The 26,019-nt window shown below is 47.5% G+C and carries 22 protein-coding genes; 20 read left to right on the top strand and 2 right to left on the bottom strand.

The genetic code is table 11. The features are described 5' to 3' along the window. Nucleotides 1-4: 4 nt before the first annotated feature. From VKA52_RS10435 to VKA52_RS10390, 10 genes are all read left to right on the top strand, one after another. On the top strand, nt 5-1,045 hold the full coding sequence (locus tag VKA52_RS10435) for a Gfo/Idh/MocA family protein (RefSeq protein ID WP_160910991.1): 1,041 nt from the start codon (nt 5-7) through the stop codon (nt 1,043-1,045). Then, entirely contained in the window at nt 1,042-2,079 is a 1,038-nt protein-coding gene (locus VKA52_RS10430) for a Gfo/Idh/MocA family protein (RefSeq protein ID WP_326315621.1), read from the top strand. The genes VKA52_RS10435 and VKA52_RS10430 overlap by 4 nt, the downstream gene beginning before the upstream one ends. 22 nt (nt 2,080-2,101) lie before the next feature. Next, a complete protein-coding gene (locus VKA52_RS10425; RefSeq protein WP_326315620.1) occupies nt 2,102-3,070 on the top strand; it encodes a sugar phosphate isomerase/epimerase family protein in 969 nt (322 codons plus the stop codon). 61 nt (nt 3,071-3,131) lie between these two features. Next, nucleotides 3,132-3,827 (top strand): YesL family protein, encoded by a 696-nt coding sequence (locus VKA52_RS10420; RefSeq protein WP_326315619.1) that lies wholly within the window; start codon nt 3,132-3,134, stop codon nt 3,825-3,827. A 100-nt stretch (nt 3,828-3,927) separates the two neighbouring features. After that, nucleotides 3,928-4,365 carry a hut operon transcriptional regulator HutP gene (gene hutP, locus VKA52_RS10415; protein ID WP_326315618.1) on the top strand — a complete coding sequence of 146 codons (438 nt, stop codon included), beginning with the start codon at nt 3,928-3,930 and terminating at the stop codon, nt 4,363-4,365. A gap of 119 nt (nt 4,366-4,484) precedes the next feature. Then, nucleotides 4,485-6,026, top strand: a complete 1,542-nt coding sequence (gene hutH / locus VKA52_RS10410; protein WP_326315617.1) for a histidine ammonia-lyase — start codon at nt 4,485-4,487, stop codon at nt 6,024-6,026. Continuing rightward, nucleotides 6,010-7,674, top strand: coding sequence for a urocanate hydratase (gene hutU / locus VKA52_RS10405; RefSeq protein WP_326315616.1), 1,665 nt, complete (start codon nt 6,010-6,012; stop codon nt 7,672-7,674). The genes hutH and hutU overlap by 17 nt, the downstream gene beginning before the upstream one ends. After that, nucleotides 7,674-8,954 (top strand): imidazolonepropionase, encoded by a 1,281-nt coding sequence (gene hutI, locus VKA52_RS10400; protein ID WP_326315615.1) that lies wholly within the window; start codon nt 7,674-7,676, stop codon nt 8,952-8,954. Before hutU ends, hutI begins: the two co-directional genes overlap by 1 nt. Beyond that, nucleotides 8,917-9,855 carry a formimidoylglutamase gene (gene hutG, locus VKA52_RS10395; RefSeq protein ID WP_326315614.1) on the top strand — a complete coding sequence of 313 codons (939 nt, stop codon included), beginning with the start codon at nt 8,917-8,919 and terminating at the stop codon, nt 9,853-9,855. Before hutI ends, hutG begins: the two co-directional genes overlap by 38 nt. A gap of 158 nt (nt 9,856-10,013) precedes the next feature. Continuing rightward, complete coding sequence (locus VKA52_RS10390; protein WP_326315613.1) at nt 10,014-10,427, top strand: hypothetical protein; 414 nt, start codon at nt 10,014-10,016, stop codon at nt 10,425-10,427. A gap of 60 nt (nt 10,428-10,487) precedes the next feature. Here the strand turns inward: VKA52_RS10390 and VKA52_RS10385 are convergent, their stop codons facing one another. After that, complete coding sequence (locus VKA52_RS10385; protein ID WP_326315612.1) at nt 10,488-11,423, bottom strand: LCP family glycopolymer transferase; 936 nt, start codon at nt 11,421-11,423, stop codon at nt 10,488-10,490. Nucleotides 11,424-11,645: 222 nt separating this feature from the next. Here VKA52_RS10385 and VKA52_RS10380 point away from each other — a divergent pair, with 222 nt between their 5' ends. Then, entirely contained in the window at nt 11,646-12,017 is a 372-nt protein-coding gene (locus VKA52_RS10380) for a hypothetical protein (protein WP_326315611.1), read from the top strand. 44 nt (nt 12,018-12,061) lie between these two features. Here the strand turns inward: VKA52_RS10380 and VKA52_RS10375 are convergent, their stop codons facing one another. After that, complete coding sequence (locus tag VKA52_RS10375; protein WP_160911011.1) at nt 12,062-13,273, bottom strand: ROK family transcriptional regulator; 1,212 nt, start codon at nt 13,271-13,273, stop codon at nt 12,062-12,064. Between the two features lie 250 nt (nt 13,274-13,523). On the opposite strand from VKA52_RS10375, the gene VKA52_RS10370 reads away from it, so the two are divergent. From VKA52_RS10370 to VKA52_RS10330, 9 genes are all read left to right on the top strand, one after another. Beyond that, nucleotides 13,524-14,837 (top strand): ABC transporter substrate-binding protein, encoded by a 1,314-nt coding sequence (locus tag VKA52_RS10370; RefSeq protein ID WP_326315610.1) that lies wholly within the window; start codon nt 13,524-13,526, stop codon nt 14,835-14,837. Nucleotides 14,838-15,266: 429 nt separating this feature from the next. After that, entirely contained in the window at nt 15,267-16,232 is a 966-nt protein-coding gene (locus VKA52_RS10365) for a carbohydrate ABC transporter permease (RefSeq protein ID WP_326315609.1), read from the top strand. Next, nucleotides 16,229-17,059 (top strand): carbohydrate ABC transporter permease, encoded by an 831-nt coding sequence (locus VKA52_RS10360; RefSeq protein ID WP_160911015.1) that lies wholly within the window; start codon nt 16,229-16,231, stop codon nt 17,057-17,059. The genes VKA52_RS10365 and VKA52_RS10360 overlap by 4 nt, the downstream gene beginning before the upstream one ends. Nucleotides 17,060-17,074: 15 nt before the next feature. Continuing rightward, the gene (locus VKA52_RS10355; RefSeq protein WP_326315608.1) at nt 17,075-19,291 is read left to right on the top strand and encodes an alpha-galactosidase; all 2,217 of its coding nucleotides are present in this window, start codon (nt 17,075-17,077) and stop codon (nt 19,289-19,291) included. A gap of 17 nt (nt 19,292-19,308) precedes the next feature. Then, nucleotides 19,309-20,481 carry a galactokinase gene (locus VKA52_RS10350; protein WP_326315607.1) on the top strand — a complete coding sequence of 391 codons (1,173 nt, stop codon included), beginning with the start codon at nt 19,309-19,311 and terminating at the stop codon, nt 20,479-20,481. Beyond that, nucleotides 20,478-21,467: a UDP-glucose 4-epimerase GalE gene (gene galE, locus VKA52_RS10345; protein ID WP_326315606.1), complete on the top strand. Its 990-nt coding sequence runs from the start codon at nt 20,478-20,480 to the stop codon at nt 21,465-21,467. Before VKA52_RS10350 ends, galE begins: the two co-directional genes overlap by 4 nt. Before the next feature lie 15 nt (nt 21,468-21,482). Beyond that, nucleotides 21,483-22,991, top strand: a complete 1,509-nt coding sequence (gene galT, locus VKA52_RS10340) for a UDP-glucose--hexose-1-phosphate uridylyltransferase (RefSeq protein WP_326315605.1) — start codon at nt 21,483-21,485, stop codon at nt 22,989-22,991. A 14-nt stretch (nt 22,992-23,005) separates the two neighbouring features. Beyond that, nucleotides 23,006-23,956, top strand: a complete 951-nt coding sequence (locus VKA52_RS10335) for an aldose epimerase family protein (RefSeq protein ID WP_326315604.1) — start codon at nt 23,006-23,008, stop codon at nt 23,954-23,956. Next, nucleotides 23,957-25,909 carry a beta-galactosidase gene (locus VKA52_RS10330; protein ID WP_326315603.1) on the top strand — a complete coding sequence of 651 codons (1,953 nt, stop codon included), beginning with the start codon at nt 23,957-23,959 and terminating at the stop codon, nt 25,907-25,909. It abuts the gene before it with no gap. Nucleotides 25,910-26,019: the final 110 nt, after the last annotated feature.

Below are 26,019 nucleotides of genomic sequence, written 5' to 3'. Positions count from 1 at the left end.
CACTATGACACAATTGAAAATCGCGATAATTGGATGCGGAAGTATTGCTCAAAATCGACACCTGCCGGAATACGAAGCTAACAAAAATGTAGAAGTTAAAGCAGTTTGTGACATTGTTGAAGAACGTGCGAGAGAAGTGGCACAGGTACAAGGCGCGACTCTTTACACAGACTATGAAGAACTATTGAAGAACGAAGAAGTGGACGCGGTGAGCGTCTGCCTGCCGAACTATCTGCATGCACCCGTTTCGATTGCTGCGCTGAATGCCGGTGCACATGTTCTTTGTGAAAAGCCGATGGCGACTACAAAAGAAGAAGCAGAGGAAATGATTCAGGCAGCTGAAAAGAACGGCAAGAAATTGATGATCGCTCACAACCAGCGCTTCGTACCGTCCCATGTGAAGGCGAAAGAACTGATCGAGTCAGGCGCCATTGGTAAGGTGTACAGCTTCCGTACCGCTTTCGGCCACGGTGGACCGGAAGGATGGAGTGCAGAAGGAGAAGACAGCTGGTTCTTTAAGAAAGATCAGGCGTTCATCGGTGCCATGGGTGATTTAGGAGTACATAAAGCAGACTTGCTCCGCTACATCCTTGGTGAAGAATTCGTGGATGTCGCAGGTTTTGTCGAGAACAATGCGAAGAAAGACATCACGGTCGATGATAATGCGGTCTGCATTCTACGTTCTCAATCCGGAGTTGTTGGCACAATGGCAGCAAGCTGGGCGTATAACCCGAACGAAGATAACTCTACCGTGATCTATGGGGAAAAAGGAACGCTTCGTCTAGAAGACGATCCTGAATACTCCTTGATTGCTCAATACACAAATGGCGATATCGTCAATTATCAACTTGGAAAAATCCAATCCAACGAAGAAGGTGGACAAAGCAATTCCCACGTCATCGACCACTTCGTTGACAGCATTCTAAATGATACCGAACCGCTCATCACTGGAGAAGAAGGTATGAAATCATTGGAAGTCATCCTCGGTGCCCTCCGCTCAGGCGAAACGAGACAAATCAGCAGCCTGGAGAAGGTCACGAAATGACACGATTGAAAATGGGAATCATCGGAGTAGGGGGAATTGCCCAGGGACGGCATATTCCCTCTTTCCTTGATTTAAAAGAAAAAGTGGAGCTGACGGCTGTTCAGGATGTGAATGAAGAACGAGCGGAAGAAGTAGCCGAAGCCCATCAGATTCCCTACGTTTTCAAAGATTATAAGGATATGTTCGCAGAAGTCGATGCGGTCACGATTTGTACGCCGAATAAGTTTCATGCGGAAATTTCCATTGCCGCTCTTGAAGCTGGCGTGCACGTGTTATGTGAAAAGCCGATGGCGATTACGACAGAGGAATGCGAAGCGATGATGGAAGCGGCAGAGAAAAATGAGCGTCTTTTGTCCATTGCTTATCATTATCGCTACACACCGGAAGCGCAGCTGGCTAAAAAAGCAATTCTTAATCATGAAATTGGCGATCCTCTCGTAACAAGGGTCCAGGCGATGCGACGCCGGAAGGTTCCGGGCTGGGGCGTATTCACGAATAAAGATCTGCAGGGCGGCGGAAGTTTGATTGATTTCGGATGTCACTTGCTTGATCTTGCGCTTTGGCTTCTGGATGATCCAAAACCTGTAGAGGTGATGGGACGCACCTACGACCGATTGAGCAAAACGCCAGGACAGGTAAACGACTGGGGAGCGTTCGATCATGAAACGTTCAACGTCGACGACCATGTGACAAGTTACATTACGTTTGAAAACGGAGAGTCCTTGCAGTTTGAATGTTCCTGGGCAGCGAATATTAAGGAAGACCACACATCGCTTTCGATTTCTGGCGTCGACGGTGGTCTAAGCGTCTATCCTTTTGAGCTTTATCAAGCCAAATACGGAGCGCTGCTCGATAGTACAGCAAAAATCCGTGAAGGCGAGCCGACCCCTGGTCTCGCTCAGGCAGAGAACTTCATCGACAGCTGTTTAGGAAATGACGAATTAGTCGTGAAGCCTGAACAGGCGTTGAAAGTGACGAAGCTGATGGAAGCGATCTATCAAAGCAGTGAAACAGGTACGAGTGTGAAACTATAAACTTAGCAGGAGGAGATTGTTCATGAAATTAGGCGTTTTTGCTGTATTATTTTCCGATAAATCCTTTGAAGAAATGCTGGACCACGCAAAAGAAGCAGGTTTGAAAGCGGTCGAAATCGGAACTGGCGGCTACCCTGGCAACGCTCACTGTAACGTTGATGAACTTTTGGAAAGTGAAGAGAAACGAAACGAGTACTTAAAGAAAGTCCATGACCGCGGGCTTACCATCAGTGCATTCAGCTGTCACGGCAACCCGGTCTCACCGGATAAAGCTTTTGCCGAAGAGTCACATGATGCGTTTGTAAAATCGGTAAGACTGGCAAGCTTGATGGATGTACCTGTGGTAAATACCTTCTCAGGTACACCAGGTGGACACGAAAACGATACGGCTCCGAACTGGCCGGTGACTCCATGGCCACCGGAGTATTCAGATGTGTTAGAATGGCAGTGGAACGAAAAACTGATCCCTTATTGGAAAGAACAAGGGAAGTTTGCGGAAGAACATAATGTCAAAGTCGGTCTTGAACTGCACGCAGGGTTCCTTGTCCACACGCCTTACACAATGTTGAAGCTTCGTGAAGCGACGAGCGACGCCATCGGGGCGAACCTTGACCCAAGCCACTTATGGTGGCAGGGCATTGATCCTGTTGCAGCTATCAAGATTTTGGGTAAAGAAAATGCGATCCACCATTTCCATGCGAAAGACACGTACATCGATCAGGATAACGTCAACATGTACGGTCTGACAGACATGCAGAATTACGGAAACGTACAGACGCGCGCATGGAGTTTCCGCTCCGTCGGATACGGTCACGGAATTGAAGAATGGTCCAACATCATCAGTGCACTCCGTACGTTCGGCTATGATCATGTCGTCAGTATCGAGCACGAAGATCCGATCATGTCGATCAACGAAGGATTCAATCAAGCCGTGAAAAACTTGAAATCTGTGCTGATTGAAGAACCGGCAACGGAGATGTGGTGGGCGTAACTAGGAAATGACAAAACCCCTCAGACTATTGAGGGGTTTTTTATTGAGGAAGGGGAAGATTATGAAACAGTCATCAGGAATCAGGGGCGGATTATACGCCGTCAGCGAGTGGATCAGTAAATTCGCACTAACCAACCTTCAGTGGGCGTTGTTCAATCTGCCCGTCGCACTATTATTGTTGAGCTTATTGAACGTGGGAGATATACAGGAATTGTGGTATTTGCTACCGCCGCTTGTCCTTTTGCTGCCTTTCATCTTCTTCCCTGCCACGACCGCCATGTTTGCAAAAGCGCGTGACTGGGTGAGGAAGGATCATAAAGAAACGGCGGATCGGTCTTACCTCAGCTATTACAAAGAGAATTACAAAAACAGTCTGAAGGCTGGGATCGTTCTTACAATTTTGTGGAGTGTACTTGCCGCTGATCTCTATTATTTTTCAACGACGAGCTCGCTGCTCATGAATCTGTTTCTCATCTTGGGAATCCTCTTATTCGTGTACACCATTAACACGTTCAGTACGCTTGTCCATTTTGATTTGAAAGTAGGAGCGGCACTGAAAAAAGCGTTGATGCTTACATTTGTCAGCCCGGTTCTGTTTTTGACAGTCGCCATCAGCTCAGGATTCATCCTGGCCGTCAGTCTGTATATTTTTCCGTTGATCATCCCGATCTTCACCGGATCCATCATTGCCTTTCTCGCTTTCTCCGCCTACTACAGACTTTATTTGAAACTGAATAACATGGAAAATACTGTATGACCTGGTCCATTTGGATGAGGTCATCTTTTTTGTATTGCGGACATTTAAGAAAGCGGTTACAATTTAAGTAGTTATTAGTGATGAGCAGGGTGGAGATGGTATGACCCAAACGGTGAAAATAGGAAAGCTTGCGATGCTGCTTGCATCTCTGGATGAGAGCGAGAGGGAGCTTTTTACAGACGCGTTCGAGCAGGTGGAGTACTGCCAGGGGAAAGCGGGTTCGATGGAAGTTCAAAAAGTGATTGCAGCCGTCGAAACAGCGGCTAAACGGAATGGCATCATCGCAGAAAACGTCTACAGGGAAACGCATGCCCTTTATCATGCGATCTTAGAATCCTTGCAGGGCGTGACGCGGGGACAGATTGGTGTCGGCAATATGATGCGGACCGTTGGACTGCGTTTTGCCGTGGTACGTGGAAAGCCTTATGACCGATCAGAAGAAGGCGAATGGATCGCCGTCGCTTTTTACGGAACAATCGGAGCTCCGATAAAAGGTTTGGAACATGAGACATTTGGACTCGGGATCAATCATATATAAAGAATAGGTGGCCTATAGTCATGAGCGATGAGGGGGCGACAATGGTATTTCCTATGCCATTGTCGCCTCTTTTTGTAGAAAATCCACCAGAATCTTTTCGTGTGAAAGGGGGATTGTGGATGGTCGAATTAAATGGAAGAGACTTATCGATTGAACAGATGAAAGAGATTTGTTTTGAAAACGCTAAAATCAGCTTAGCAAAAACCAGTCTGATAGACGTCAGAGCAAGCAGGGAAACCGTCGAAGAAATCGTGACCAGAGGGCATTCGGTGTACGGCATCAACACAGGGTTCGGAAAATTGAGTGATGTCCGAATTGCTGCTGAAGACGTTGACAGCCTGCAGCAACACCTGATCCGTTCACATGCGTGCGGGGTGGGAGCACCTTTTTCTGAAAAAGTGAGTCGCGCCATGATGGTGCTCCGGTTGAATGCTCTTATGAAAGGTTATTCGGGCGTCCGGGAAGTGCTTGTACAGAGACTGTGTGAGCTCGTTAATCTTAACGTCCACCCGGTCATTCCCTCACAAGGATCACTCGGGGCTTCCGGCGACTTGGCTCCACTCGCCCATTTGGCGCTCGTACTTATGGGAGAAGGAGAAGTTTTTTATGAAGGAGAGCGGCATGCAACGAGAGATATTTTGCAGAGGCTTTCGTTGAAGCCGTTATCGTTGAAGGCGAAAGAAGGGCTTGCGCTCATTAACGGAACCCAGGCGATGACAGCAGTCGGAGTCATCAGTTACATCGAAGCGGAGCGGCTGGCCTTACAGTGTGATTGGGTGGCAAGTCTTACACTGCAAGCTCTCGAAGGCATTCGGGACGCCTTTCATCCAAGCATCCATGAAGCGCGCGGTTACCCGGAACAAATGGCTGTCGCCGAGCGGATGCGCCATTTGATCAACGGCAGTCATCTTGTCACTTTTCAAGGAGAAAAAAGGGTGCAGGACGCTTATTCTTTACGATGCATTCCACAAGTGCACGGAGCCACGTGGCAGACGCTGCATTACGTACGGGAAAAATTGACGATTGAGATGAATGCTGCCACAGACAATCCGCTGCTTTTGGAGGGTGGAAAAGTGGTCGTATCCGGCGGCAATTTCCATGGCCAGCCGATTGCTTTTGCGATGGACTTTTTAAAAATAGCAATGAGTGAACTGGCCAATATTTCGGAGCGCCGGATCGAACGTCTCGTCAATCCGCAGTTAAACGACTTTCCCCCGTTTCTCAGCGCGAATCCAGGATTGGAGTCAGGGTTGATGATCGTACAGTATGTGGCCGCATCGTTAGTTTCTGAAAATAAAACGCTCGCCCATCCGGCAAGTGTCGACTCGATTCCATCGTCTGCGAATCAGGAAGATCATGTGAGCATGGGGACAACGGCAGCCCGGCACGCGGCCATGGTCATCGACAACGCGACAAAAGTGGTAGCGATCGAGTTGATCTGCAGTCTGCAGGCACTGGAGCTGAGAGGGATTGAGCGCGCATCGGTACTGGCCCAGGACCTTTGGAAATCGGCAAGGACTGTCGTACCGAAAGTCACGCAGGACCGCGTGTTTTCCAAAGATATCGAAAACGTGGAGCAATGGTTGAAGGAAAGTGCCTTTGACTGGAAAAAGTGGAGATCCGTTCATGAAGGAGGAGAAACGTATGTCGATTACACGTAAAGTGAAAGCCAAAACAGGAACTCAGTTGGAATGTAAAGGATGGGAACAGGAAGCGGTCTTAAGGATGCTCTGCAACAACCTTGATCCGGAGGTCGCAGAAATCCCGGAGGAACTTGTTGTCTACGGGGGTATCGGTAAAGCGGCAAGGAACTGGGAAGCTTTTGATGCGCTCGTAGCAACATTGAAGCGTTTGGAAAAAAATGAAACGATGCTCGTCCAATCCGGAAAACCGGTGGGTGTTTTTAAAACACATGAAAACGCCCCGAGAGTGCTGCTCTCAAATTCCGTGCTGGTTCCGAAGTGGGCGAATTGGCAGCATTTCCATGAACTCGATCAAAAAGGTCTGATGATGTACGGCCAAATGACGGCAGGCAGCTGGATCTACATTGGATCCCAGGGCATTTTACAAGGAACGTATGAAACGTTTGCATCCCTTGCTGAAAAACATTTCGGAGAATCGTTGAAAGGAACGATTACATTAACGGCAGGTCTTGGCGGTATGGGAGGGGCTCAACCGCTTGCGGTCACGATGAACGGCGGAGTCGTCATCGCTGTCGAAGTGGATCCCGACCGGATTTCCAAGCGCCTGGATTCCGGCTACTGCGATGTGAGTACAGCGTCTATGGATGAGGCAGTTATGTGGGCGAAGGAAGCGAAGGCGAACGGAGAGGCTCTTTCAATCGCTCTTTTAGGTAATGCGGCAGAAATGCATGAACGACTTTTGCAAAGCGGGTTGGAGATCGATATTGTCACAGACCAAACATCTGCCCATGATCCCCTGAATGGCTATGTACCTGTCGGGTATTCGCTGGAAGAAGCAGCTGTTTTGAGAAAAAAAGATCCAGACGAATATGTGCGTCTCTCATCGAAATCCATGGCCAGACACGTAGAGATCATGCTTCAGTTTCAAAGAAAAGGCAGCGTCGTTTTTGACTATGGAAACAACATCCGTCAAGTCGCACTGGAAGAAGGGGTAGACGATGCGTTCGATTTCCCCGGTTTCGTTCCCGCCTACATCCGGCCGTTGTTCTGCGAAGGGAAAGGGCCGTTCCGATGGGCCGCTTTGTCTGGAGATCCGAAAGATATCTACCGCACCGACCAGCTTATCAAAGAGCTTTTTCCTGAAAATGAGAAGCTGTTGAGATGGATCGACATGGCACAGGAAAAAGTCCAGTTTCAAGGACTTCCATCAAGGATTTGCTGGCTCGGGTACGGGGAGCGGAAGAAGATGGGGCTGGCGATCAATGAGCTTGTGAAAAAAGGGGAGTTGAGTGCCCCGGTGGTCATCGGCAGGGATCATCTCGATTGTGGATCCGTCGCTTCACCGAACAGAGAAACCGAATCGATGCTGGATGGCAGTGATGCGGTCGGGGACTGGGCAGTTCTGAACGCACTCATTAATACAGCAGCTGGCGGTTCATGGATTTCGTTCCATCATGGTGGCGGTGTCGGAATGGGGTACTCGCTACATGCGGGGATGGTCGTTGTCGCTGATGGCACCGATCTTGCGAAAGAAAGACTGGAACGTGTCCTCACGACAGATCCAGGCATGGGCATACTCCGTCACGCGGACGCCGGTTATGAGAAGGCGATCGAAGAAGCGGATAAGCATGAGATGGATATCCCGATGAAAAGGAGGGGACAGTGATGTACGACACGCTGATTGAAAATATCGGACAGCTGATCCTGCCTGCAGAAGGTCCTTTAAAAGGGGATGCGATGAAGCAGTTGGAAGTGAAGGAAAACATGGCGATTGCTTTTCATGAGGGTAAAGTAGCCTGGATAGGCACAAATGAAGAAGCGCAGAAACTCAAAGCCAGCGAGCGAGTCGATGCTATGGAAAAAACTGTAACCCCTGGTCTCGTCGATCCGCACACACACCTCGTTTTCGGAGGTTCACGGGAAAATGAGCTGGCGTTGAAGCAGGCCGGTGTCCCTTATTTGGAGATTCTGAAGCAGGGAGGCGGGATTTTATCAACGGTGGAAGCGACTAGAGCAGAGAGTGAGGATGACCTTTACGAAAAAGCAAAACAGACGCTGGAACAGATAGCTGCCCATGGAGTGACGACGCTTGAAGCGAAGAGCGGTTACGGACTTGATCGGGAAGCAGAGTTGAAGCAGCTTCGTGTCGTCAAACGATTGAATGAAGAAAGCCTCCTCGATTTAGTGTCGACTTTTTTAGGTCCTCATGCGATTCCGCCGGAGTATAAGGGAAAGGAGGAAGCGTTTCTTGAGGAAATGATCCGCCTGCTTCCTGAAATCAGTGCGGAAGGATTGGCAGAGTTTACGGATATTTTTTGTGAAACAGGGGTCTTTACCATTGAACAGTCCCGTCGTTTTATGAAAGCCTCACAGGAACTTGGATTACAAACGAAGATTCATGCCGATGAAATCGATCCGCTCGGAGGAACAGAGCTCGCCGTTTCTATGGGAGCCGCATCGGCGGATCATCTTGTTGCCGCTTCTGAGGAAGGGATCGACAACCTTGCCGAGGGAGATACGGTGGCTGTGCTGCTTCCGGGAACGACCTTTTACTTAGGAAAAGACCATTATGCGAAGGCCAGAAAAATGATCGACCGTGGAGCGGCCGTCGCTTTGGCTACTGATTTCAACCCTGGAAGTTGTGTCACCTACAACCTGCAGATGATCATGTCGCTCGCAGCGCTGAAAATGAAAATGACCCCGAAAGAGATATGGAATAGTGTGACAGTGAATGCCGCGCATGCGATTGGAAGAGGGGATGTGGCCGGGTGTTTGAGTGTTGGGAGAACAGCGGATGTTGTCCTGTGGGACGTTCCGAATTATAAGTACATCCCGTATCACTATGCAGCAAACCATGCGAAGGCAGTATGGAAGAGCGGAAGAAAGGTGTGGGAAAGGAGGGGCGCCCATGTCTTTTCAGTACCTCAACCCGGGCAAGGATGCTAGATTCAAAGATCGTCATACGACGAAAGTTGATGAAACGGTTTCGTATTACGAGCCTGGGGAAACCGGGGATATAGGGCTCATCGGTCTCCCTTTATCTAAAACTTCTATATCATTGTCAGGCGCATCAGAAGCACCTGGGTCGATTAGAAAAGCGCTGGGAGCTTACAGTACGTATTCAGGGGAGAAAGATAAGAGTTTTGAAGATGTGCAGGTGTTGGATTTTGGGGACGTCCCGGTACATCCAACGAATAACGAAGAAACGCGGAAGCGGCTTAGAACGAGTGTGAAAGAAATGATCGACACCGAAGCTTGTTCCAAGTATGTCATGCTTGGTGGGGATCATGGTGTGAGTTTCCCCAGCATCTCCGCCTTTCAAGAAAAATACGGGAGAGTTGGAGTCATCCAATGGGACGCTCACCATGATCTGCGAAACGTGGATGATGGAGGTCGAACCAACGGCACCCCTTTTCGAAGTTTAATTGAAGAAGGAGTCCTCCGTGGTGAAGATCTCGTCCAAATCGGCATCCGGGACTTCTCCAACGCCAAAGCCTACGCCGATTACGCCCGACACCACAACATCCACACCTACACCATGGCTGATGTTGAGGAGAAAGGCATCCATAATCTAACAGACCAGGTCATACAGATATTGGAAACCAAATGTGACTGCATCTATTTGTCTGTCGATATGGATGCGGTGGATCAGGCGTATGCACCTGGTTGTCCAGCGATAGGACCAGGAGGATTGACAGCGAGAGAACTGCTAAACAGTGTATCTCTTGCTTCCAGACACCCTCTAGTCAAAGGCATGGATATCGTAGAAGTCGATCCAACCAAAGATTTCAGGGATATGACGAGCAGGCTTGCGGCTCATGTTATGCTGCGGTACATGTATGTGTGATATGGAAATAACTGTTAGACCTGGTCATCCATTTCATGGATGACCAGGTCTAACAGTATTTGTAAGAAACCATATACAAGTGTTCTTCCTTATGGTATTTTTAGTTTAATCTTGTGATGTGTTTTTAGCTTTTGAGATGGGAGAATGAGAGATTAGCCATGAGAGAAGTTATTTTATTATTGGCTGATGTAGTCAATGTCTGGCATGACGTAATTTTGAAGTTCACGCAAATGATGGGGTGGAACCTTACAGATAAGGACCTTCACTTTTGGGTCATTGGTGTACTGGGACTCATCGGGCTTATTTTCGTGGATATCCTTTTCCATGCCATAGCGAAATGGAGCATAACCGCCATTTCGTTTCTATTTACGTTTGCGATGGTGCTTGTGTTTGTTTTTGCGGTGGAAATTCAGCAGAAAATAACCGGCAGTGGAAACATGGAGTTTGCGGATGCCCTTGTCAGTGTCCTTGGTTTTTTCCTGTTTTGCGGCATTTATTTTGTTTTCATTGGAATCATCAGAGCCATAAAAAAATATACAGCTATTAATAAGGAAGACCAGGATGCGGCTTAAGCAGGCGGCTGGTCTTTGAAATGAAAAGCCCCCTTCTCATGAAGAGAAGGGGGCTTCGTTTTATTCAGAACCGAAATTAACAATCATATCATGCGTCTTTTGAATTTCTTCTTCCGGCATATCAATCAAATACATGCCGTTCGCCCGGAAGTTTTCTCCCTCCATTTGATAGGTGGTCGAGTTTTTACGGGCACTGCTGTAATTGGTGACGAGTCTGCGCATATCCGCGAACTGCATGTTTGTGCTCACATTGTCACCGAGTACATCCATAACATCACCGACTTTGTTTACAGCGTCGAGACGTGCTCCTTTATCGATGATTCCCTGGATGACCTGGCGTTGACGTTCATTACGGCCTAAGTCACCGTTAGGGTCATTTTTACGCATGCGCACGAAAGCAAGCGCTTCGCGGCCGTCCAGTTTAATTTCGCCTTCTTTGAAATCAAATGGGCCTGAGCTGAATGCGCGGTCGTTATTGACTGTGATGCCATTCACAGCATCAACAACTTGAGATAACCCTTCCATATTGACCCTGATGTAATAATCCAGTTCAATATCAAGGAAGTTTTCGACTGTATTCACAGCCATGTCACTCCCACCATAGGCGTAGGCATGGTTGATTCGTGTCATACGTCCGTCCCCTGCAATTTCTGCATACGTATCCCTCGGAATACTGACCATCTGCATTTGGTCATTGTTCGGATCAAGCGTCATGACAATCATCGTATCAGAACGGCCGACATCGTTCTCCCGTTCATCCACACCGAGAAGGAGAATGTTCAACGGTTCCTTATTATCTACTTTTTCTTTGGTTTGATCTGTATCGATGGACGTTACATCCTCGTGTAAATCCTGGTTCACTGTGGTACGTACTTCATTATAGATGGTATATAAATAAACGCCTCCGATTAAAAATATGAGTGCAACTACAAATAGGAGGACTTTCCAACGTCTGCGTTTACGCCTTTTCTTTTTCTTCAGTTCCCTGCGTTCCATTCACCCACCTCTTTCTATAAACTACTATCCTATTATACGATTTTTGTAGATATATGTAAAAACACACTGATACATAAAGAAAGAGAGGGTGGTTTTGGTAAATTTTAACGTACCAGGTCATCCAGAATATGGATGACCTGGTACGTTATTTTCTGGAAGGTGTGGTACGAGGGAGGGGTTCGGCATATAGTGGCATAAGCTATTCTTTTGGAGGAATGTAAATTGAGAAAGTGGTTGGGGCTGTTGCTCGTTTTGGGTCTTTTAGTTGGATGTGCACAGAATGCGACAGAGAGGTCAATCCAACAGTTTACATCTTCTATGGAGAATGAACTGCATTTTGTTTATTTTTATGATGAAGAACCACCAGACAAAAAAATCCGCTCTCAATTGAACGGAATGAAGGTGTATTTAGCCCGGAAGAACGTCATCGCCACAATCAGCTATCAAAAGATCGTGGCCGAAAAAAATTATCAGGAACTTCTCGATGTGAAAGATAGCCAGATTCTCGTTTTTGATTACAAAGGGGTTCGGTATAACGCAAGGAACATTCACGTGTTGGAAGGAATGGTCCTGCAGATGCAAGCGAATCCATGAAAAAAGCCTGCCGACAGCTTCACACTGCCGGGAGGCTCTTTTTCTTACCTCGAGAAAAATTCCTCTAATATTAATACACACGCACCGATCGCTGATGCATGCTCTTCCAATTTGGACAAAACGATCGGTGTTTCCTTCGCTTTACTCGTCAGCCCCCGGGAGTGGATCGTTTCTTTGATTCCATCCATCAGAAAGTCCCCAGCCTTTGAAACCCCTCCACCGATAATGATCCGCTTCGGGTTCAATGTATGAATTAAGTTGGTCAAGCCGATGCCGAGGAACCTTCCTGTCTGATTCAGCAGTTCAATGCTGAACTCGTCCCCCTCGCAGGCCGCATCATAGACAAGCCTTCCATCCACTTTCTCAAAATCGTGATCCACAAGGTCGCGAATCATCGATGGTTTCCCTGTTTTCAATTCTTTGCGGGCTCTTTCCGCAATGGCCGGCCCGGCAGCAAGCGTCTGCAGACAGCCGTAATTGCCACACGTACATTTCGGGCCGGAAAGGTCAATCGTGATGTGACCAATCTCTCCGGCGATATTGTTTTCACCATGAAAAAGCTGCCCTTTGATCATCATCCCAGCGCCGATCCCGTTCCCGACGTTGACACCGACCATGTTATCCGCATCGTTCCCACTGCCGAACCAGTATTCCCCAAGCGTCATTGTTTTTGCGTCGTTTTCCACTTTGACAATCATATCAAACTCATGTTCAAGCTCTGCTTTAATGGGTATATCATAAAGCTGAAAAGATGGAGCGAAACGAGAGACTCCTTCCACCGGATCCACAATTCCGTGCATCCCGATGCCAATGCCGAGGAACTTCTTAGGATCACACTTTCCGGAGGTGAAGAATTCGCGTATGCCGCTCTTCATCGTTTCTAGAATATCTTCTTTTGACGGATAAGGAGGGATGTCTTTTTTCGCAACATCCTTCAGTTCTCCGTATAAGTTCGTCACGACAAAGTTCATATGAAAGGTGCCTACATCGACACCAATGATGTAAAAATGATCGGCGTTGATTTCAAGTAATGTCGGTTTCCGTCCACCTTTGGACTGGCCCTGGGTCGTTTCAATCACAAATTGTGTCTGGATGAGTTCTTTGACGATATTGCTCACTGTAGGTGGAGTCAATCTCGACTGCTTCGCGATATCCGCCCGTGAGATCGGACCATGCTCGCGAATCATATTTAAAATAATTGAGCGGTTCATCGATTTCATCAACTGAAAACTGCCTCTAGTATAGTGCGTGCTCATACGATTCCTCCAACTATGCTGTACTATTTCCATTTTACCACAAAAAGTAACTTATTAAATTTATTTTACTAAGTTACTCGCGTAAATGCTGTCTCCGCTGCATCTATTATAGAACAGCCCTCCCTTTAAAAGAGTTAATTTTGAAAAAACTCTTTTCATTTACATGGTTCTGTGCTACCTTATAACTAGTTAGTTAATTTATTTTATTAAGTTTTGAAAACGCTATCATTAAAAGGGGGAGGAAGACAGAATGAAAAATTGGTTGAAGAGTTTTCTTTTGGTAGGCCTTGTGGCTGGTGGACTGGCTGCTTGTTCCGGTGAAACAGGAGGAGAATCCTCAAGTGAAAGTGGAGAAGGTGGAGAGCCCTCCGGTGAAATTACCGTTTGGGGCTGGAACGTAGCTGCTGAATCGATGGAACTTGCTGTTGACGGGTTTAAAGAACAATACCCGGATGTGGAAGTGAACGTGGAAGATATCGGACGTTTGGATGTTTATGAAAAGTTAACTGTAGGACTAGCTTCCGGTGGGAATGGACTGCCGGACGTCGTGATGGTCGAGTCCGATCGTCTAGCCAACTATCAGGATCAATTCCCGGATGCGATCGCTAATCTTTCCGAACTCGGTTACGATGAGCACGCAGATAAATTTGGGGAATATAAGAAGTCCGTCACACAAAATGAAGACGGTGAATTCTTTGCCGCTCCTTGGGACGTAGGACCTGCCGGTGTCTTCTATCGTACAGACATTTTCGAAGAAGCAGGCGTCAACCCGGATGATATCAAAACGTGGGATGACTACATTGAAGCAGGTAAAACCATTCAAGAAGCAACAGGAACTAAAATGGTTCCTATCGATGTGGCAGCAGACGATGCGCTTTACCGTATGATGATGAACCAACAAGGAGCGTTTTACTTCGACGAGGAAGGGAACATTGATGTCGCTTCTGAAGAATCAAAAAAAGCTTTTGATGTAATCCAGCGTTTGCATGATGAAGATCTTGTCCTGAACAACAACGGTTGGGACGGCGTCGTTTCTGCAACGGTTAACGGCGAAGTGGCCACTGTTCCATTCGGCGTATGGTATTCCGGTACAATCATGGACCAGGCTCCTGACCAAAGCGGCAACTGGGATGTCTTCTACCTGCCGGCGTTTGAGGAAGGCGGCAACCGCGCAGCCAACCTTGGTGGATCTGATCTAATGATTCCATCTTCAACAGATAACCAAAGCACAGCGTATGCATTTGTTGAGTACTTCACTACAGAAGTAGAACCTCAGATGAAGGCTCTTAAAGAAAAAGGAATCTTCCCATCCTTGGAAACAACATATGAAGAAGATTACTTCAGTCAGGAATCCGAATTCTTTAACAATCAGCCTGTTTTCCAACTGTTTGCAGATGAAGTATCTGATATTCCTGTAGCGAATTACACAGCTGATTATGCACGTGCGTTCGATACGATGTCTGATACACAAGCATCCATCCTGCTTGACGGCACGCCAATTGAAGAAGCGCTTCAAAACGCTGCTGACAAGCTTGAAAGTGAGACAGGACGCAGTACGAATTAATCCGTTTCACTAAACTCCCTATATGAAATAGAATAAAAAAGGTCGATCTCCTCTTTTGGAGATCGACCTTTTTTTGTTTCATGACTTTATTAAAGTATATGGCAGGGTTGGAAAAGACTCAGTCTAGAGACTTTACGGGGTTCGTTGCCAGGGTTGAGCTCATGGGTGTATGGGAAGCTACTCGCTTTCTCGCGGGAGTTTTGCAGCTCCCCGAACACCCCCTCCCCCAAAAAAAGTCTCCAAACTAAGCCCTTTAAGAATAAGAGCATTTATAGAAGGAAAAATGAATGCGATTTTTCTGAAAATGGAGCAGACAAACGATACAGGCTATGTTACTATTAAGTAAATTAAATTAATTAACAAAGTCTAATCGCTCTATTTTGAAAGCGCTTTTAGATTCGACCAATATCTTTGAGGGGGTAGAACATTGTGAGTCAAACGAATGCTGAACAGATGGCAAACGACAACCACGAAACGAACAAGCAGCCATCTAAGAAACCAGGTCCGTCCAGCCAAAAACCTAAATCCCGTAAGAAGTGGATTACACCGAAAACGGTGCCGTACTTATTTATTCTTCCAGCCGTTACCTTCTTCTTGATCTTTACCGTTTATCCAGTCATTTCGTCATTATTATTAAGTTTCCAGACGCGTGCAGGATCAGGGTATGAATTTGTCGGCCTGGATAATTACATTCGATTGTTCCAGGACACGTTATTCTACAAAGCACTAGGGAATACGTTCCTCATTTTGCTCATTCAAGTACCGATCCAGTTGTTCTTAGCTGTCGTCATTGCGGTGGCTCTTAATTCTCAACTGGTCAAAATGAAGAGCTTTTTTCGGGTGGCCTTCTTCATGCCGGCCATTACGGCATTGGTCGCCTCTTCCATCATCTTCATGATCATTCTTGATGAAAACTACGGCCTTGCAAACTATGTGCTTTCCCTTTTCGGTATTGAGGCGATTGCCTGGTTGTCTGATCCATTCTGGGCAAAAGTCGCTTTGATGGCGGCCATCACTTGGCGCTGGACCGGGTACAACATGGTCATTTTCCTTGCCGGTCTCCAAAACATTCCCGGCTCGCTTTATGAAGCGGCTGAGATGGACGGGGCAGGAAAGGTTCGTCAGTTCTTTTACATTACCGTGCCTCAGTTGAAGCCGATTTTCTTGTTCACATTTGTATTATCAACCATCGGGACGCTGCAGTTGTTCGATGAGCCTTACATTTTAACGCAGGGTGGTCCGAACAATGCCACACTGACCATTACCCTTTACTTGTATCAAAATGGTTTCCGTTACTTTGACTTCGGTTACGCATCCGCGATTGCATACGTTCTTGTATTAATCATCGGGGTCCTTTCCTGGGCACAAATGAAATGGGCAGGTGAAGATAAATGAATCAACAGGTCAGTCCGCTTAAAAAAACACTTCTATACGCTTTCTTATTCATTGGAGTCATCATCTCCGTCTTCCCGTTCTATTGGATGTTTGTCGGGGCAACGAACCCGTCCGGAGAAATTTTCAAGGTTCCACCGAACTTCCTGCCAGGCGACTATGGATGGGAGAACTTTAAGAACCTGAATGAAAACGTCGGGATTATCCGCGTCATGGGTAACTCCTTATTCATTACACTCACGTTTACAGCCATTTCCGCTATTGTTTGTACGGCAGCGGGCTATGCGTTTGCGAAGTTCAAATTCAAAGGACGGAACGCGATTTTCTTCATGCTGCTGGTAGCGATCATGATTCCATATCACGTAACGTTGATTCCTTTGTTTGAAATCTTCGGAAATGTCGGTTGGTTGAACACGTTCCAGGCGGTCATCCTTCCACAAGTCGCTTATCCATTCGCGATTTTCCTTATGAGACAGAACATGCAGTCGATTCCGGATTCCCTGCTTGAAGCTGCGCGTGTCGATGGTGCCGGAGAGTTTCATATCTTCTTCCGCATCGTACTTCCCGTCATGCGTCCGGCGCTTGCCGCAGTCGCGATTTTCTTGTTCATGTTCCAGTGGAACAACTTCATTTGGCCGCTCGTCGTCCTGCAGTCACAGGAAATGTACACCTTGCCGGTCGCTCTCTCCAGTCTTGTCGGGATGTCACGGATTGACTACGGACAGGTCATGATGGGAACGACGTTGTCTACCTTGCCGATCATGATTTTCTTCTTGTTGCTGCAAAAGCAGTTTATCTCCGGAATTCTTGGCGGGTCTGTTAAAGAGTAGAAGGAGGCGGAGCCATTGATCTTTATTAATGAAGAAACACAACAATTTCATCTCACCAATGGACAAATCAGTTACATTTTCCATGTCATGAAAAACGGGCAGCTCGGTCATCTCTACTATGGAAAAGCGCTCCGCGACCGGGACTTCCGCCATTTGCAAGACTATGAAAATACCAACCCTTCGACGACACATCCGTTCGAAGGGGACCCTGGTTTTTCATTAGAAACCGTCAGGCAGGAAGCACCGGTTTACGGCAAAGGTGACTTCCGTACGCCAGCACTCATTTTGGAAGAACAAAAGGGCGCAGCTGTCGCTGATTTTCGATATAAACATCACCAGATTATAAAAGGAAAGCCGAAGTTAGAAGGTCTTCCGGCAACTTTCGCAGATGAATCAGCTGCAGAAACGCTGGTGGTCACACTCATAGACGACCAGGCGCAGGTGGAGTGGGAGCTCCTGTACACGATCTTCCGTGATTTGCCTGTTCTCACTAGAAGTAACCGGATCACAAATAACGGGGAACGTTCTGTAACGTTGAAGCATTTCATGTCTTCCTCCATCGATCTTCCTGACGCGGATTATGAAATGATTCATCTGTCTGGCGCATGGGCAAGGGAACGTCACATCGAAACGAGAACACTCGCTCCCGGCATTTCGTCCATCGGAAGCGTACGCGGGGCGAGCTCTCATCAGCATAATCCTTTTCTCGCTTTGAAAAGGGAAGAGACGACCGAAGACAGCGGGGAGGCGATTGCGATGCAGTTCGTCTACAGTGGGAATTTCCTCGCTCAGGCTGAAGTCGATCATTATGATGCGACACGCTTGTCGATGGGAATCCATCCCCAGGCTTTTCAATGGAAACTGGCACAGAAGGAAAGCTTTCAGAACCCGGAAGTGATTTTGACTTTCACGGAAAACGGCCTGAACGAAATGAGTCAGACGTTTCATGACTTGCACCGCAAGCATTTAATTGCACCAAGGTGGATGGAAAAAGAACGTCCGATTCTGATTAACAATTGGGAAGCGACGTATTTTGATTTCAATGAAGAAAAATTGGATCGTTTTACAGATGAAGCGCGGGATTTAGGAGTCGAATTGTTCGTCCTCGATGACGGCTGGTTCGGAAAACGCAATGATGATACCACTTCGCTTGGCGACTGGTTTGTTGACCACAAGAAACTGCCGAACGGGATCGGGACGCTTGCGAAAACGGTGAAAGATAAAGGACTTCAGTTCGGACTCTGGTTTGAACCGGAAATGATCAGTCCTGAAAGTGAACTGATCAAACAGCGTCCGGAATGGGTCGTCGGTCCACCACACAGACATCAGACGCTCGAACGAAATCAAAAGGTGCTCGATTTCGCCAACCCTCAGGTGGTCGACTACTTGTTCGAACGCATGAGCTCTCTTATTGAAGAAACAGGACTCGACTACATCAAATGGGATATGAACCGCAACATCACCGAACCATATTCCCAATATCTGTATGACCAGGTCAACTTTTTTCATCAGTACATCCTCGGCGTCTATGAGTTGTATGAGCGTTTGACGACGAAGTATCCGGATGTCTTGTTCGAATCCTGTGCTGGCGGAGGTGGACGGTTTGATGCGGGGCTGCTCTACTATGCTCCACAGGCATGGACGAGTGATGATACCGATGCTGTGGAACGGTTGAAGATTCAATACGGTACCTCTCTTGCGTACCCGTTATGCAGCATGGGATCACACGTCTCCGCGGTGCCGAACCACCAGACCTATCGGAACACGCCTTTGAAGTTCCGTGCCGATGTGGCCTATTTTGGCACGTTCGGCTATGAATTCGATCCCAGTCAATTAACGGCGGAAGAAAAGTTCATCGTAAGAGATCAAATCAAGCAGTTTCAATCACTCCGGGGTTTGATTCATTCCGGTACATTTTATCGCCTGACAAACCCATTCAAACATGAGGATACCTCCTGGATAGTCGTCTCAGAGGAAAAAGATCATGCGGTCGTCGGCTGGTACCGGGCTCACTATTTCCCGAATCCGAAGAACGACCAGGTCGTGAAACTACGTGGTCTGGATCCTGAGAAACGGTATGAAATAGAGGGAGCAGAGCGGACGTTTTATGGCGACGAACTCATGTATCACGGACTGCCGCTTGGTGTGGAGTTCAATGGGGCTAATCATGAAAAATCAGAACGCAGCGGAGACCACCAGTCTCAGCTTTTCGTCATTAAAGAGAAAAAATGAAGAAGGAGGGAATCGAAATGGAAGATTTACTTTCCGTTTTTCACGAGAAATTCAACGGAGAACAGGATGCGCAAATGTTCTTCGCACCAGGCCGGGTGAATTTGATCGGGGAGCATACGGACTATAACGGAGGACATGTTTTTCCATGTGCGTTAAGTGTAGGAACGTATGTGGCTGCAAGAAAAAGAAACGATCAGAAGCTCCGGTTTTACTCTATGAATTTTCCGGACAAAGGAATTGTCGAATCTCATCTGGAAGGACTGGTATATGAGGTAGAGGATGACTGGGCCAATTATCCGAAAGGCGTCATGGACGTTTTCAGGAAAGCGGGCTATGACATCGATACAGGACTTGATCTTGCTTTTTATGGCAATATCCCGAATGGTGCCGGACTCTCGTCATCTGCATCCATTGAACTTGTCACAGGGGTCGTGCTGGATGAACTGTTCGATTTATCGATGGACCGTGTAAAGATGATTCAGCTTGCTCAACAGGCGGAAAACGAATTCGTCGGCGTCAACTGCGGCATTATGGATCAGTTTGCCATCGGCTTGGGGAAAAGTGATCACGCTATGCTTTTGAACTGTGACACCTTGGACTATCAATACACACCTCTCCAGCTCAAAAACCATGCATTAATTATAGCGAATACGAATAAACGACGCGGTCTTGCTGATTCCAAGTATAACGAGCGTAGAGAGGAATGCGAACAAGCGCTGACACAACTGAAACAAGTCGTTTCTATTCGTAGTTTGGGAGATTTGAGTGTGGAAGATTTTGAAACCCACCAATCGAGCATAGAAGATGCGACCGTCCGGAAGCGCGCAAAACATGCCGTTTATGAAAACGAACGCACGATCGAAGCGGTCCATCAATTGAATGCCGGCGATATTGAAGGGTTCGGGAAGTTGATGAATGCCTCCCACGTATCACTGAGAGATGATTACGAGGTGACAGGAAAAGAGCTGGATGCTCTCGTGGAAGCAGCCTGGAACGAAGGAGCAGTCGGATCGCGCATGACTGGAGCCGGATTTGGTGGGTGCACGATCAGCATCGTCAAACGAACGCACGTGGATGGCTTTATTGAAGCCGTTGGACGACGTTACCAGGAACAAACAGGATTGGAAGCTGATTTTTACGTCGTAGAAATTGGAGATGGAGCGAAACGTTTGGAGGGGGAGAGAATATGACCGTACTCGTATGTGGAGGAGCAGGATACATCGGAAGTCACGCTGTCGCACAGCTTCTGGACCGGGGAGAGAGCGTCATCGTCGTCGATAATCTCCAGACAGGTCATCATCCCGCTGTACTGGATGGAGCGAAACTCTATGACGGAGACTTGCGGAATGAGAGTTTCCTGCACACCGTCTTCCAGGAAAATGAGATCGACTCTGTGCTCCATTTTGCCGCCGACTCTCTGGTCGGGGAAAGTGTAGAGAAACCGCTCCAATATTATGATAACAACGTTGGAGGAGCTACATCCCTTTTGAAAGCGATGGCTGCCCATGACGTAAAGAGGGTCGTGTTTTCTTCCACGGCTGCTGTTTATGGAGAGCCTGAGCAGATTCCGATTCAGGAAAGCGATCCAACACTTCCAACGAATCCCTACGGGGAGACGAAGCTCGCGATTGAAAAAATGTTGAAGTGGGCCGAAGAGGCGTACGGCATCCAGTACACCGTCCTCCGTTATTTCAATGTGGCCGGAGCGGACGTCAAAGGGCGGATCGGGGAGGATCACCGTCCGGAAACGCATCTCATTCCGATTGTTTTACAAGTCGCCCTCGGTAAAAGGGAGAAAATCATGATTTTCGGTGACGACTATCCGACCAGCGACGGCACATGTATCCGCGATTATATTCACGTCGAAGATTTGGTAGCTGCCCATCTGCAGGCAATCGATCGCTTGAAAAAAGAAGGCACAAGTGCCATCTACAACCTCGGCAATGGCCAGGGTTTCAGCGTGAAAGAAATCATCGACGCGGTCCGCAAAGTGACGGGACACCCGGTTCCTGCTGAAGTCGCGCCAAAACGAGCGGGAGATCCGGCGCAGCTTGTCGCATCATCTGAAAAAGCGAGAAAAGAGCTCGGATGGTCTCCACAATATCCAGAGGTCGAAAAGATGATTGAATCCGCATGGAAGTGGTTTCAGGAACATCCAAATGGGTACGAAGATTAAAAGGGTGGTGAGGATATGACGATCTATCAAGACATTGAACATCTCATTCATTATGGACTCCATAAACGCATGATTTCGGTATGGGATGTGGATTATGTCCGCAACCGTTTATTTCATTTGTTCAAACTTGAAGGCGCTTTCGTGGAAGTGTCTCCTGAAGATGAGGACTACACCACTCCTGTTTTAATTTTACACCGCATGCTTTCTTATGCGGTTGAAAAAAAGATCATCGAAGAAGATACGGTCACGGACCGGGACCTTTTTGATGCGAAAATTATGGATACCCTCGTCCCGCGCCCATCAGAGATCACCCGAGACTTTTATTACAAGTTTGAAAGAGAAGGACCGCAGGCAGCGACGGATCATTTTTATCAACTATCCAAAGATTCCCATTACATCCGTACAGACCGTATCGCTAAAAACAAGCACTGGTTCAGCCCGACGGAATATGGAGATTTAGAGATTACGATCAATCTATCAAAACCGGAAAAAGACCCTAAAGCTATTGCAGCGGCGAAAACCAAAAAGCAAACCTCTTATCCAGCGTGTTTACTTTGTAAAGAGAATGTCGGCTACGCAGGCAGACTCGACCATCCGGCAAGAGACAACCACCGCATCATCCCGGTCGATCTCGAAGGGGAGCACTGGTTCCTGCAGTATTCGCCGTATGTGTACTACAACGAGCATGCGATCGTTTTATCACGGGAACACCGGCCAATGAAAATCTCCAAAGAAGGCTTTGATCGCCTCCTCGATTTCACAGATCAGCTGCCTCACTATTTCGTCGGATCCAACGCTGATTTACCGATCGTCGGCGGGTCCATTTTGAGTCATGATCATTTCCAGGGTGGTCACCATGAATTTCCGATGGCAAAAGCACCAGTGGAAGAAACGTTTGAGATTCCTCGATTCAAAGATGTTGAGACAGGTATTGTTCGCTGGCCGATGTCCGTGATTCGGCTGAAAGGCGAGGATCGTGACCGTGTATCTGAACTCGGAGACATCATTTTACGATCGTGGCGGACGTATTCGGATGAAAAAGTAGAAGTTTTCTCAGAAACCGAGGGCGAACCTCATAACACAGTGACGCCGATCGCCCGTTATAGAAAGGGACACTATGAGCTTGACCTCGTCCTTAGGAATAACCGTACGAACGAAGCTCATCCGATGGGAATTTTCCACCCTCATGAAGAAGTCCATCATATTAAAAAAGAAAACATCGGTCTGATTGAAGTGATGGGGCTTGCCGTGCTACCAGGACGATTGGTTGATGAAATGGAGCAGTTGATCCGTTTTATAAAAGAAGGAAAATTAGATGCTGCGGTGAATGATGGATTGGTAGGAAAACATGTGCCGTGGGCGAAGCAGATCGAGTGGACCACAACATCTGAACAAGCGGTCTGGGAACAGATGCAGAAAGAAATCGGCAAACGATTTTCCACTGTTTTGGAACATGCAGGGGTGTTCAAACGTACAGAAGAAGGGAAGGAAGCATTCCAGCGTTTCATGAAACAATTAGGTTAAGGAGGCGGTGACCGATGGTCGATGTATGTACGTACCAGAAGACAAAATTCAAGAGTCTGGATGCCGTTGTATTGGAAAATGAGAGTGTAAGAGCGGTGATCCTACCGGGATACGGAGGGAAAATGGTCAGTTTTTTTGATAAAGAAGCCGATTATGAATGGCTGTATCAGACCGATCGTCCAAATCTCGAGATTCCCCCGTACGGAGCGGATTTTTCCAACTATGATTCCAGCGGTTTTGACGAGATGTTTCCTGGAATCGACAAGGGTCCTCACCCGACAGACTGGAAGGAGATTCCCGATCACGGAGAAGTATGGACGCTTCCGTGGGAATATAAAGCGACCCACGATGGGGTTTCGCTTGAGGTTCACAGTCCTGAATTTCCTTATGCATTGAAAAAGAAAATCTGCCTGCACGGCCATGGTGTGACAATCAAGTATGAAGCGATCAACAAGAGTGATGAGCCGTTTCCGTTCATTTGGACGCCGCATGCACTGCTCAATCTTAATGAACACACAGCCATCGAAGTACCTGAAGATTTGAATCAAGTGATGAATGTGGAAAAAGGGTCACAGCATTTAGGTGACTGGGGAACGCCACACGCTTATCCTGAGACAAAGTCAGCGAAAACAGGAAACACGATTGACCTGAGTCAGCTCGAGCCTATGGAAGAGGGAACGGCAGAAAAATTTTATTTCACAGAGCCGCTTTCCAAAGGATGGTGCTCGCTCGTACAACCGGACGTAAACAGGAAATTGATGTATCGCTTTCCTGAAACGAAAGTGCCTTACCTCGGGGTCTGGAAAACGCGTGGCGGCTACCGGGGAGAGCATAATATTGCATTGGAACCTTGCACAGGCGTCTATGATGATGTGTATCTTGCTGAAAAAATCGGCAAAGTTTCCTACATCCCAGCACACGGCTCATACACGTGGACGTTGAACATCGAGACAGGAGGCTTATAAATGACGTATTTAGGTGTCGATTACTATCCGGAACACTGGCCGGAAGAAATGATGGATGAAGACATTCAAGGCATCAAGGACATGGGCGCAAACATCGTCCGGATTGGGGAATTTGCGTGGCATCTCATGGAGAAAGAGGAAGGAGCGTTCGACTTTTCCTACTTTGACCGTGTGATTGAAAAAGTGAAACAGCAGGGCCTCGATGTTATGTTCGGGACACCGACCGCGACATTTCCAGCCTGGCTCGCCCAAAAACACCCCTCGATTTTGGCTGAAAATGAAAACGGTAACACAAGAGTATTCGGCGGCCGCCGTCAGTACTGCTTCAACTCGGACAAGTACCGTCAGTACGCAGCAGGGATTACGGAAAAACTCGTCCAGCACTATAAAGACGAAGAAGCTATCGTCTCCTGGCAGATTGACAACGAATTCGGCCATGAAGGAAGCGACATGTGTTTCTGTCATCAGTGTCATTCCGCGTTTCATGAGTATTTGGAAAACAAATACGACAGTGTGGAGCAATTGAATGACGAATGGGGCACAATCTTCTGGGGACAGACGTACAATGACTTTTCTGAAATCCCCATTCCAAAGCCGACGGTAACGACTCACAATCCGACATTGAAATTGGAGTGGGCGCGCTTCCGTTCTGCTTCCGTCAACGGATTCACTCACGAAATGACGGAGATTGTGAAGAAGCATAAGGGAAGCCATCAAACCGTTACGACAAACGTGTCCGGTGGATTTTTCGATAAATGGTTTGACCATGAAGAAAATGTGAAGCCAATGGACTTCGTTTCGTATGATAACTATCCGGTGTGGGGCGGACTCGAAAAACCGATCCCTCCAGAGGCCATTGCGATGACGCATGATTTCAATCGTGGCTTGCTCGATCAAAACTATTGGATCGTCGAAGAACTGATGGGAGCCCAGGGGCACGATGTCATCGGTTATCTGCCACGAACGAACCAGGCGAAGATGTGGTCGTATCAAGCATTCGCACACGGCTGTTCCAACCTGCTCTACTTCCGCTGGCGCGGCATGACGAAGGGCGCCGAACAGTTCTGTTACGGTGTCGTTGATCATGACAACGTCTACGGCCGCAAATATAAAGAGGTTCAATCCTTATTCAGCGAGATCAAAGAACATGAAGAGCTGTTGAATGCGGAAATCAAGTCTGATGTTGCGGTACTCTATGATTATGACAACATCTGGTCCTGGCGTTCACAAATCCAGAGCAAGGACTTCGACTTCAACGAAGAATTGCTGCGTTTGTACCGCCCGTTTTACCGGAAGAATACGAACATCGACGTCATCCCGGCAAGCCGTGATCTCAGTACATACAAAGTCGTACTGGTCCCAGTCATGCAGCTGATGGACGATGCGCTTGCCAGTCGTCTTCGTACCTTTGCAGAAGAAGGCGGCACGGTCATCTTTTCCTACCGTGCCGGACTGAAAGGCAAGGACAACAACATCCGACTCGGAGAAGTCCTGCCTGGGCCTGTCCGCGACTTGATCGGTGCGCGTGTAGAGGAAATAGAATCTCTAACAGCCGCTCATCAGCTTGAATTGCAAGGGGAAGGTGCGTTTGCTGAGGTACCAGCGTCTATTTCTGTCTGGCGCGATCTCCTCGTTCCTGAACAAGCACAGACCCTCTATTCGTATCAGGACCAGTTTTACAAAGACTATGCAGCTGTGACGAAGAACACGTTTGGAAAAGGAAGCGTCTACTACATCGGTGGAGGTTTGAGTGAAGAGGCTTTGGAGAAAATTGCTTCTGATGTGACGAGTGACCATGGCATTCAAACAATCGAATCCGAGCGCGATGTGGAAGTGTATCGCCGTCATATCGGTGGAGATTACTATTTATTCTTGATGAATCACAGTGATAAGGAAAAGTCGTATGGTAAGGAGAATCTGGGGCCATTTGAAAGTAGAATTGTGAAGGGATAAGGAAAGTGCAGGAGAAAGCTCCTGCACTTTTTTGTTTGATTGATCTATTGTTGATTTGATTGATATATTCGAGATTTAATTGATATATCAAAGATTTAATTGATATATAG

Origin of the sequence: Halobacillus sp. HZG1 (assembly GCF_035818575.1) — a bacterium.
GTDB classification, from domain to species: domain Bacteria; phylum Bacillota; class Bacilli; order Bacillales; family Halobacillaceae; genus Halobacillus; species Halobacillus litoralis.
Note: the sequence above shows the minus strand (reverse complement) of the source record. Positions and strands in the feature narration are given on the sequence as shown.